The organism is Myxococcus llanfairpwllgwyngyllgogerychwyrndrobwllllantysiliogogogochensis (assembly GCF_006636215.1).
In the GTDB taxonomy this organism is placed as follows: domain Bacteria; phylum Myxococcota; class Myxococcia; order Myxococcales; family Myxococcaceae; genus Myxococcus; species Myxococcus llanfairpwllgwyngyllgogerychwyrndrobwllllantysiliogogogochensis.
On sequence record NZ_VIFM01000094.1, the window covers coordinates 1 to 10,608 of the forward strand.

Consider the following 10,608-nt stretch of genomic DNA (forward strand, 5'->3'; position numbering starts at 1 on the left):
GACCGTCCCAGGGGAGGGTAGAGGGTTTGCCGCTCGCGCGGGACAAGCTTTCCGGTGACGCCCTTCGGAAGCACCACGCCGAAGAAGAACCCCTCCTCGAAGGGCTCCGTCGAATCGACGTGGACGCGCACCCGGGCGCTGATGGTCGCCAGCGCCGTGCGCAGGAACACCATCGCGAAGTCTCCGGCCACACAGGCACGAGGGCCCCGGCCGAACGGGAAGAAGTAGTCGCTGCCCAGCGGGTCGTTCGCCGCGCCGCCGTTCAGCCAGCGCTCCGGGTCGAACGTCTCCGGGCTCGTCCAGTGCGTCGCGTCCCGGTGCAGGTGCTGGTTGGAGATCATCAGCGTCGTCTCCGGCGGCAACATGACGCCCGCCAGCCGCGTCTCGGTGGACGGTGAGCGGCGCATGAGGACGCGGACGGCGGGGAGGATGCGCAGGGCCTCGTAGGCGACGGCCTCGCCCCAGGGCGCCCCGCCGAGCCGCTCGTGGTTCAGCGGTTCTTCCGCCAGCAGCGCGGACTCGAGCGCCAGTCGCTCCTCGGCGGCGGGGTGCTTCTGGAGCTGGTGGAAGGCTCCGACGAGCGTGGTGCTGGAGGAGAAGACGCCGCCGAAGAAGAACGAGCCGAGCAGGTTCGCATGCACCTGGTCATCCAGCTCCGGCATCTCCCGCAGCGTCCACGACATCAAATCCACCCGGTGCGCGGCCGGTGCCTGTCGTGCCGCGCGGATTCTGTCCGCGAACAGCCCGTAGAAGCGCTCCTTCGCCGCGGCGAAGCCCTTGGGGACCGAGACGAACCTCAGGGGCAGCTTCGCCTGGATGCGCGCATCCGCCGCGGCGGCCAGCAGCATGAAGTCGTCATACGCGGACGTGGGGAGCTTCTCGCCCACCGTGGCCACGCAGAACGCATCGAACGTCAACTGGCGCAGCATGGGCGTCAGGTCGAGCGACGGCTGGTGGCGCACCGCCTCCACCGACTCGGCGATGGAAGCCCGCATCGGCTCCACCTGGGCCGCCTGCCACGCCGCGGTCCACGGCTGCGCCAGCGGGTCCATTCCGTGCTTGCGCTTCCAGTCCTCACCCTGCTGCGCGATGAACGGCGTGTCGTCGGTGACGGAGGCGCGGATCTGCTCGCCGATGTTGCCCTTCTCGAACTCCAGCCTGCGCGTCTCCAGCACCTCGCGGATGATGGCGGGGCCGTTGAGCACCAGCGCGGGGGAGGGCCCCAGCCACGCGACGGTGACGGGCCCATAGGCGCGCGCATAGCGAGCGCACGTCTCCCACGGCTGCACGCCCAGGAAGTCCCCCAGGTTGCCCAGCAGGCCCGGCGTTGGCCCCGGGAGGCTGGCGAGCGGCTTGCGCCGGGCGCCGAAGAACAGGTTGAACAGGCCGCGAGAGAGCAGGTTCGGCACGAGGGAGCCTCCGGTGCTGCTCAGACGGTGATGCCGCAGGGAATCTTGTCGGGCTGCAGGACGGTGTAGGGCACGGCGACGCGCGCGTTGCGCGCCTTCACCGCCGCCAGTTGCTCTCGCAGGCGCTGATGGAAGCGCTCGCGGATGGCCAACAGCTCGGGCTCGTGGAAGTACTCCTCGCGCCAGCCGAACTCGTGCAGCAGGTACTCCTCGTCTTCCCCGAAGCTGGAGAGCGCCCGGCCGATGGCGACCTGCCAGAGTGTCTGGGACTTGCTGGGAATCATGGCGGCGATGTCTTCCGCGCGCAGGACGCCTTTCTGACGGGGCGGCTCCTGACGCATGCACAGCGGCGCGTTGGGTACGAAGGCGTAGTGCTCGTATTGCAGGTAGTTGACCGCGGCGTGCTGGACGCTGACCGTGAAGATGACGGTGGTGAGCATGTCGACCAGGTCGTCCACGCGGCGCAGCTCCTGGCAGGGCAGCTTGTCCACGGGCAGTCCGTGCTCGGTGAGGTCCTTCCACCACTGTTGCATCTCGGTGTCGCCCTCGAGGTCTGCGTCGGTCCGGTAGAAGTGCCTGAGCACGCCGCCGACGTAATCCTCGAAAGCATCCCACAAGGGGAGGGCGTCGTCGCGGTAGGGGTAGCTGGGCAGGACGTCAGGGGACAGCACGCCTCGGCGCTCGAAGTCCTGCCGGGGCCTGTTGTCGGAGAGCTTCCATCGCTGGTACCCCTTCTTGCCCAGCTGGAGGTGGCCCTTCTCCGGGCCGCCGGTGGCGATGAAGTCATCGAATACCCCGCCCTCGGCGAGCAGGCCCTTGCGTGCTCCCTCGTTGATGGCGAGCGTGTACCGGAAGTGCCGGCGCAGCAGCTTGTAGACGGGGTGCGGGTCCGGCAGGTTGCGCATCGTCACCATGACGAAGGGCTCCGCCACGAAGTGGGTGCGCAGCGCGTGGCTCACCATCTGGTGCGTGTTGCCCTCGCTGCAGCGGACGTAGATTTTCGCCGCGAGCCAGTCGTACTCGCCGTCGTTGGGTGTGAAGACGGGGTCCTTCCGCGCGTCGCGGCCCAGTTGGATGGCGATGGGGCGCAGCTGGCGGGAGTCGTCCAGGTACAGCAGGCAGCGGGACGCCGGCGCCCACCTCCGCTCCTCGACGCCCTCCTCGTTGACCTTCCGGTACATGGGGATGTCGTCGAGGATTTCGAAGTCGAGCAGGAAGATGCGTCTGGCGTCGAGCGCGCGCGCCAGCGTGGTGCCGGGGGACAAGAGGCCGCGCAGGTCCTCATCCGTCAGCGGCATGTCCTGGGGCACGTTGGGGACGAGGGTGATGTGCATCGGGTTGATGCCCTGGACGGCCTGCCGCGCGAACTCGTAGTCGTCCTTCCACCTGGGGACGAGCTGGGGCACTTCCAGCCCCTTGAAGAAGTCGAAGATGTCCACCAGCCCGTTCCACGCGTTGCTCAACATGGGCAGGTGCAGCTTGATGGACGCCAGCGTCTTGGCGATGACGACCTCGTAGCTTCCCTCCGTGAGTCCCCGGTACAGCTCGTCCTTGGGCAACGGCCGCGTCTCGCTCAAGTCGAGCGCGCCAGGAAGTCCCGCGGTGGCCTCGGCGGAACGCCAGGGATACATCCGCCGACGGTGCTCGAGCAGCTCGTGCCGCGCCGTCGCTTCCCGTGCGTGGCTCGCCTGTCGCGCGAGCTTCGCGGTGCCTTCGAGCACGTCCACCGTGGCGCCGCCCTGCACCCACCGGAAGAAGGGAAAGCGCCACTGCTTCCCCTCCGCGGTGACGTGGGCCTGGTCCAGCAGCCAGTCCGCCGCGACGCCTCCGGTGTTGGTGAAGCGCAGCAGCACCAGCTCGCCCAGGTCCGTGGCCTGGACGGAGTAGACCTCCTCCGCGCCCGCCTCGAAGTCATCGTGGAATCGCTTGTTCAGCGCGTGCGGGCCGCTCTCCCCATGCGTGCCCACCAGGGTGACGAAAATGTCTGCGTTCGTGCCCGCGCCGAGCTTCGCGCTCGTGCGAATCTTGAGCTTGTACTCGACAGTCATGGAACCCTCTACGGAACGGGGGCAGACCGTAGGACGGGGAAAGCGAGGGCTGCAAGCCATGCTACCCTCCCCACGGAATGAGGCAGGCGTCGCTCAGCGCACGGAATTCGCGAAGGTTCCAGTGGCCCTGTCATGAGTGAGGGACACCCGTGGAAGTGGGGCTGATGACAGACGGTGGCGCTGGTGGGCTCGCGGCCCGGGGCAGGGGACGGGGATGATGTTCGCGGCGCTGCGCCGGTGGGTGGGCTCTCTCGGGTTCAGGGGACGCGAGAGCGACCGGAATGAAGTGTTGGACGCGGAGGAGCTGGCGCGGTGGTACTCGGGGCTGAAGCTGGAGGAGCGGCTGGAGTTCAGTCGTCAGCTCGCACCTCGGGTCCGTGCGGGTCGCACCGTGCGGGACACCTCTACGTTGCCCGCGGTGGCGGTGGGACGTCTGGTTTTCGAGCAGGACGGGCCGAACGGCCCCATACCCTTGCATCACGTCAAGGTGGAGCTGTGGGACCGGGACTTCGGCGCGCCGGACGACTTTCTGGGGGAGGGTTTCACGGACCCGGACGGTGGGTTTTCGGTCCGCTACGACCCCGAGGACGCGGGCGTGGGAGACCTGCCCGATTTGGAGGTCCGCTTCTTCGAGCCGCAGCACACGTTCCGTCCGGATGGGCAGGTGGTGGAGACGTGGCGGCGCATCGGCTCCGAGCAGGGGCCGGATGACCACGGGGGACTCCACTTCGACTTCGGCACGTTGCGGCTGCCGTACTGGGAATACGATTCGACGACGCCGCTCGCCCGCCTGCTCGTGACGGAGGAGGGGACGGCGCCCACGGCCTATGCGCCGGGCCGTGCGATTGCGATGTTGAAGGCCGTGGCGCCCGTGGAGCTCATCAAGCGAGGGCACCTGCTCCAGGGGAAGCTGGGACAGGCCCCCGCGCTGGAGAAGATTCAGGCGGACTACCCGGAGGCGCTGACGGTGCGGATGGAGCGCGAGTCGCCGGGCTCCACGCGCACGGATGCGTTCTTTGGAGAGCGGCTGCTCAACGGCATGTTCTCCAGCATCCTCGACAGGGACCCGGAGGTGCCGGGAGACACGAAGGCGTTTCGGCTCTACTACCCGTGGAACGCGTACGAGCAGGACGGCGTGCACTGCCTGCCGGACGTGGACGTGCGGCTGCGGTTGGTGGAGGAGCGGCTGTTGCCGGTGCGCATCATCCTGGGCATGCGCGAGCCGGGCGCGACGGCTCCGGGCTCACCGGTGACGCGGCGGAGCTACACGCCCGCGGATGGTGGGGGCTGGGAGGCGGCGAAGCGGATGGCGCGGGTGAGCGCGACGCTGGACACGGAGCTGGGAAATCACCTGGGGCAGTGTCACTTCAACGTGGAGCAGTACGCCATCGCCGCGCATCGCAACCTGCGGCGCAGCCCGCTGCGGTGGTTGCTCATGCCGCACCTGCGCGAAGTGGTGCTCATCAATCGCTCCGCCGACGGGTTTCTCGTCGGGTCCACGGGCTACATCACGCGTGCGAGCGCGCTGGTGGAGCGGGCGGTGGAGTCGCGCCTCTTGCACCTGATGGGCAGCTACGACTGGAAGGGCTTCGAGCCCGCGCCGCCCATTTGCGAGGGACACCGCTACGCGCGCGCGGCGGGGCTGTTCTGGAAGCTGTTGGGTGAGCACGTGGACGCGTTCTTCGCGGAGCACGGCGCGGCGGTGGAGGCCGAGTGGCGCGAGGTTCGGCGCTTCTCGGACGACCTGGTGGCGCACTCCGCGCCGGCCTTCGTGTGTCGCTATCTCCGAGCGACGGTGCCGGGCAAGGCCGCGCCGTGGTTCGTGCGCTCCGAGCGCATGGACCTGGACGCGAAGAGCGTGGAGCCCACGCCGAAGGCCGTCAGCGCCGTGACATGGACAGACGTCCCCCAGCCTGGGGAGGTTGAGGCGCTCAAGCGCCTGTGTCGCTATGTCATCTACTTCGCGACCTTCCGTCACGCGTGGGCCAACAATCTCCAGTGGGACGACGCGGGCGAGGTGTTGTACGCGTGTCTGGGATTGCGGTGGGGAAAGGGCGGGGTGCTGTCGACGGAGGCGGACCTGGACGTCGCGCCCTCGCCGGAGGAGGCCACGGAGATGCTGTGGATTTCGTGGATGTTGTCCAAGACGAACTACGGCTTCCTCCTGGCGAACGAGGAGTCCGACGTGCACCCCCGGTTCGTGGAGTTGCTGCGCGCACACGCCGCCGAGTTCGCCGCGCTGGGTCTGGATGTCCGCACGGTCAGCTCGCGCATCAACATCTGATCGGCACGTGCGCACTGCGGAACGGATGTGTCAGGGAGATGAGCGACCGCCGATTTCAGGGAAGCGCTCATAACCCCGTAGGAGCGCGGCCAGGTGGTCGGGGTTGTCGAGGTCGAGCGGCGCGTCCGTGAGCCGCACGACCCACCCGCCCGTCGCCGTGTGTCGTGCGCGGAGAAGCAGGTCCGCATCCCTGGCCGGGTCGGGAAACCCGATGGCTCGGGCGGTAGCGGCCGACCAGTAGTTCAGCCATCCGAGACGGTGCGGAATCTCAGGCGAGCGAATCATGTCGGGGAGCTTGAGCGCGGGCAGTCCCCGGGGAGGGCGTGGTGACCCCTCCTGCGTGGGGCTTGTCTGCTCGGCGATCTCCACCCCGGCGTTGAACGGTGTTGCGTGCCCCCACAGCGCACGTGCGCCCTCTGCAACAGCCTCCAGGACGTCGGTGGCGGCAACGGGACCAGCAGTGTCGAGTGTAAGGTCTACATGGACTTCGAAGTGTGGCGGGCCTTCCGCCGCAAGCCCGTTCGGGTTTTCCCACCCGGCGATCGTGACCGGGTGCTTGTCGTTGTCGTTGCGCAGGAACAGAAAGCCGCCATCCGTTCTGTTGGCCATGATCCACTCGTCGCGGTTGGGCAATGCGATGAGGTCCTCCTTTTCAGAGGTTGTCCATTCCAAGTGAAGACCGGGAAGCGCACGCTCCATTCCATGGATGATGGCCAGCGCACGGCCTTCGTCGCCCAGGAGGGACGGTGCGTAGACGATGAGGGCCAGGTCATTCTGCCTGGATGCCATTTCAACACCAATCCATGACGACGACAGTGAGAGAAGGATCCGCCAGCCGCAGTTCGGCCTTGTGAGCCTCGCTGCGAACTCCAACGAGGAAGTGAAAGCCGCACTCCTTTGCAAGTCGCGCCTCTCGCTGCATCTCGGCCAGTTTCATCTTGACGAAGAACCTCCGGGAGTGAGGTGAGTGGCGTTCGAAATCATCCGTCTTGACCTCCCACAGCGTGCGGGTGGTGAGGACGAGTGCATCGAAGTGCTTGCCGTTGATGAGTACGTTCAAGCCAGGGAAGCTGTTGCCTGGAATCTTGTTGGCGCAAACATCATGTGGCTCGTTGCCTCCACGAGGTAGCCCTGGAATCGGCCTGCACTCAGGGCGGCGCTGTCGCTCCCGTGGATCGGTCGGCACAGGGGGAAACCAATCCTGTCCAGATGTCTCAGGCTTGGGCGTTCGATTCGCGGAGGGGTCCTGTAGCGTGGGCTTCGTTTGGAGAACAGACTCTGGCTCTTCGGAGTTGCTCCCCCGCGGTTCATAGGCATCCAGCGCTTCCTTGATGGCGAAGCCCACCACCACGACACCAACGACGACTACCGTGCCCACGACAATCTCGGGAGCCGCCAAGATACAGAGGCCGACTCCCAAGGTAACCGTGCCAGCCGAGGCAACGGTGCATCTTCCAGCCCGGTCGTTGAAACGGATCCGGTCATGGTCGAGGGCTGGATAGCACCGCTCCGCCAGCACGGGCCAAGGCTGGGAGGCCTCACCGACGACGCACCGGCCCTCGTCACGCCACGGCAGTTGTGCTGCTCGCCGCAGGTTGGCGATCCGCGGGTTCGAGGGCTCGCGCTCTCTGGAACCTGGCGCCGATGCGGCGCACGCCGACAAGAAGAGCAGAAGTGCGGTGCCGGCGATGAGACGCATGGCTACGTCCTTTCAGGCTGGCCCGGGTACCGCAGGTCAACAAGGTCCCTTGGAGTATGCCAGCACTTGATAAGGACGAGAGGCCTCTGTCGCCCTGGGATGGGCGATGAGGTACTCGAGAGCGCCATCGGCGGAGTGGGGGGCCTACGGAGTCAGGCTGCTGGTCTGCGGGTAGAGGCGCGCGGCGCCCTGGAAGGGCGCGAGAACACGGTGCTCCTCGCGTCCCGCCACGGCCAGCGCCCACAGCGGGAAGACGCGCAGATAGGCGTCGTAGTGGATGGCGCAGGTGCGATTGAAGACGCCCGCCCGTGGCTCTGGTGGCCATCGGCCGTCACCGTCCTGTCGCGCGCGCAGCCACGACACTCCCCGGCGAGTGGCCTCCGATTCGCCCTCTCCGGCGGCCATGAGTGACAGCAGTGCCCACGAGGTCGTCACCGCGTGTCCCGTCGGCCCGTCCACCCAGCGACGCTCGCGACAGCTCTGGACGGTCTCACTCCAGGAGCCGTCCTCGCGCTGATGGTCTTCGAGGAAGCGGACCGCCCGGCGCAGCGCGGGGTCTCCAGCCCGGACGCCACCGGCCACGAGGCCCGTCACCGCGAACCACGTGCCATAGCTGAAGCACACTCCCCAAGCGCCCTCCCAACTTCCGTCCGGCCGCTGCGTGCGACGAAGGAAGTCCACGCCTCGTGTGATGGCTCGACCCACAGGCGCCGAGGGGTGTGCCCCGCGCCACGCGATAAGGGCCTGGACACAGGCGGAGGTGCACTCCACGTAGCTTGCGTCCACCATGATGCCGGCGAACACGTCCGAGGGATTGAGCCGCTCCAGCCAGCGAGGGCCTCGCATGCGTTCATAGGTGGCCCAGCCTCCGTCACGATTCTGGAGCGAGAGGATGAACTCCACGGCCTGCGCCAGTCGCTCGCGAGGGACGCGGTTGAGCCCCAGCGGCTCCAGCAGCAGACACGCCTTCAGCGCCTCCGCGGTGCAGTCACTGATGGGCCAGCCGTGGGCGCGGGTGCTGAAGGGCCAGCCCCCCCGGCTCGGGTGTCGGTAGTTGCGCGCGGCGCGAGGCGAGTCTTCCAGCACCTGCTCGGACTCGAGGAAGCGCGCGGCTCGCGAGAGGGTGTCCCGTGCTTGCGCGTCGCCCGACGCCACCAGCGCCTGGACCGCGAACGCGGTGTCCCAGAGCTGCGAGGAGTTGTAGCCATTGAACGTCACGCCTTCAGTCGTGCGCTGGAGGTAGTCCGGCAGTTGCTCCAGGTGGGCGCGCACCTCGGGGCCATCGGGGCGGGCGATGTGCCAGACCACGGCGTTGAGCACCTTGTTGATGGGCCCGATGCAGATGGAGTGCGTGGCCTCGTCCTCCCCGCGAATCAGCTCCAGCGACTCCTCCATCGCGCGGGCGCGGAGCCGCCTGGAATGAAACCGCTCATGAATCCCGAGCACGCGGTTCACGGCGCGCAGCCACGCACTGCGCGGAGTGTAGGCATCGGTGGCGGCCACCCTGTTTCGCGCCGCCTTCCAGTCCACGTCCTCATAGGGCAGGGGATACAGCTCGCGACGCAGCGCGGCCAGCAGGGGTGTCTCCGTGGCGCGCGCCCGGCGGCCATAGAGCCAGCCCATGGGCAGGTACACCATGCGGCAGTGGCACCACAGCCGCGATGGATGGAACGGCAGCGCGCGCGGCAACAACCACAGTTCCGGCGGCGTGGGGGCAAGCCCGTCGTATTCGTAGAGGCCCAACAGCGCGAGGATGAACTTGCCCCAGGAGCCGCTGCCCAGCGGCCCACCGCGAGGGAGGAACCAGTCCCGCGCGCGCAAGAGGCCCGGGTCATCGGCGTCGATGCCCAACAGCCGCAGCGTCACGTAGTTGAGCACCGTCGTGAAGACGAGGCTCGGTGACTCCACGTCCAGTCCCCAGCCTCCGTCCGCGTTCTGGTGATGGCGAAGGTAGGCGAGCAAACCCTCGCGGGTGCGCGTGTCCGGAGCACGTCCCATCACATACAGCCCGGCCACATACACCGGGCTCAAGAAGAGAGGCCCGCTGTAGTCTCCCTTCCAGGAGCCATCCGCCTCCTGGGTCCGGGCAAGCACGTCGCGGGCCCGCTGAATCATCTCACCGCCTCCACCCCCTGAGCGGCTTGCGAGCAGTCCACGTAGAGCGCTCGCAGCGCGGAATCCGACGCCACTCGCTCCTGCGTGAGCAGCATCAGCGTGCGCACCGCATCCCGACCGAGCTTCACCGGCGTGGGGTCGAACACCGCGGGATTTCCCTCCACCACGTTGAGCGTCAGCACCGCGAAGAAGAGGGGATAGAGACAGAACAGCCGGAGGCCGGGCTCCTCGGGCGGAATCGCCAGGGAGTACTCGAGCGCTTCATCCAGCTCGCGGCGCGCCACCTCCACCAGCTCCGAGTGCAGCGCCATCGCTCGCGCGCGGTGGCTCGGCAGCGCGAGCGTGGCGGGCTCGAGGCCGTAGGCGCCCATCCGGTCCAGCGGCAGCCAGCATGTTCCTCGGTCCAGGTCCTCGCGCACGTCCTTCAAGATGTTGGTGAGCTGCAGGGCCCTGCCGAACGCGGTGGCCCTCGGTTCGAGCAGGGCCTGACGTGGCGGCGTGACGAGCGGCGAGTAAGCGATGAAGAGCCCGGTCAGCATCTCGCCCACGACTCCCGCCACGCAGTAGCAATAAGCGAAGCTCGCCTGGAGGTCGGGCAACCCCACGACAGGCCCGTCGCCTCCGTACCTCCGCTGAATCTGGTTCATCCCGTCGGTCATGATGCGCACACACCGCGCGACGTGGGGATGGACCCAGGAGGGGAGCGAGGCCAGGGTCTTCAGCACCGTGGACGTCCCCGCGACCAATTCGACTTCCGCCTCGGGGGCGGACGCTCGCAGTGCGGCACCTGCCCGACGAGCAAAGGCCTGAGCGCGGCCTTCCCAACCCGGCTTCAGCTCCACGAGGCTCGCCAGCTCCTCGAACAGCGCCTCCTGGAACGGCAGGCGGGCTTCATCCTCCAGCGTGTCCGCGATGCGGCACAGCAGGTAGGCCACCGTGACGGCGAGGTCCAGGGGCTCGGGCAGCAAGGGGATGTTCAGCGCGAACGTCCGGGAGACCCGGGGTAGCACCGTTCGGCAGAACGACTCTTCCAGAGCAACCATGGCTTCCTCC

General features: G+C 67.8%; 7 protein-coding genes. 1 reads left to right on the plus strand and 6 read right to left on the minus strand.

Going from position 1 to position 10,608, the window contains the following annotated elements; translation table 11 throughout:
• On the minus strand, positions 1-1,409 hold a 1,409-nt coding region (locus FJV41_RS22915), incomplete at its 3' end, for a cytochrome P450 (RefSeq protein WP_141644661.1).
• Between the two features lie 20 nt (positions 1,410-1,429).
• A complete protein-coding gene (locus FJV41_RS22920; RefSeq protein WP_141644662.1) occupies positions 1,430-3,457 on the minus strand; it encodes a lipoxygenase family protein in 2,028 nt (675 codons plus the stop codon).
• A gap of 214 nt (positions 3,458-3,671) precedes the next feature.
• Between FJV41_RS22920 and FJV41_RS22925 the strand changes: the two genes are divergently transcribed.
• Complete coding sequence (locus FJV41_RS22925) at positions 3,672-5,741, plus strand: lipoxygenase family protein (protein ID WP_246137362.1); 2,070 nt, start codon at positions 3,672-3,674, stop codon at positions 5,739-5,741.
• Positions 5,742-5,771: 30 nt separating this feature from the next.
• On the opposite strand, the gene FJV41_RS22930 is transcribed toward FJV41_RS22925, so the two are convergent.
• From FJV41_RS22930 to FJV41_RS22945, 4 genes are all read right to left on the minus strand, one after another.
• Positions 5,772-6,530, minus strand: coding sequence for a DUF5953 family protein (locus tag FJV41_RS22930; protein ID WP_141644664.1), 759 nt, complete (start codon positions 6,528-6,530; stop codon positions 5,772-5,774).
• A gap of 1 nt (position 6,531) precedes the next feature.
• Positions 6,532-7,440 (minus strand): DUF6310 domain-containing protein, encoded by a 909-nt coding sequence (locus FJV41_RS22935; protein WP_141644665.1) that lies wholly within the window; start codon positions 7,438-7,440, stop codon positions 6,532-6,534.
• 144 nt (positions 7,441-7,584) lie between these two features.
• Positions 7,585-9,555, minus strand: coding sequence for a 2,3-oxidosqualene cyclase (locus FJV41_RS22940; protein ID WP_181790854.1), 1,971 nt, complete (start codon positions 9,553-9,555; stop codon positions 7,585-7,587).
• Positions 9,552-10,598 carry a squalene/phytoene synthase family protein gene (locus FJV41_RS22945; RefSeq protein ID WP_141644666.1) on the minus strand — a complete coding sequence of 349 codons (1,047 nt, stop codon included), beginning with the start codon at positions 10,596-10,598 and terminating at the stop codon, positions 9,552-9,554. The genes FJV41_RS22940 and FJV41_RS22945 overlap by 4 nt, the downstream gene beginning before the upstream one ends.
• Positions 10,599-10,608 lie beyond the last annotated feature (10 nt).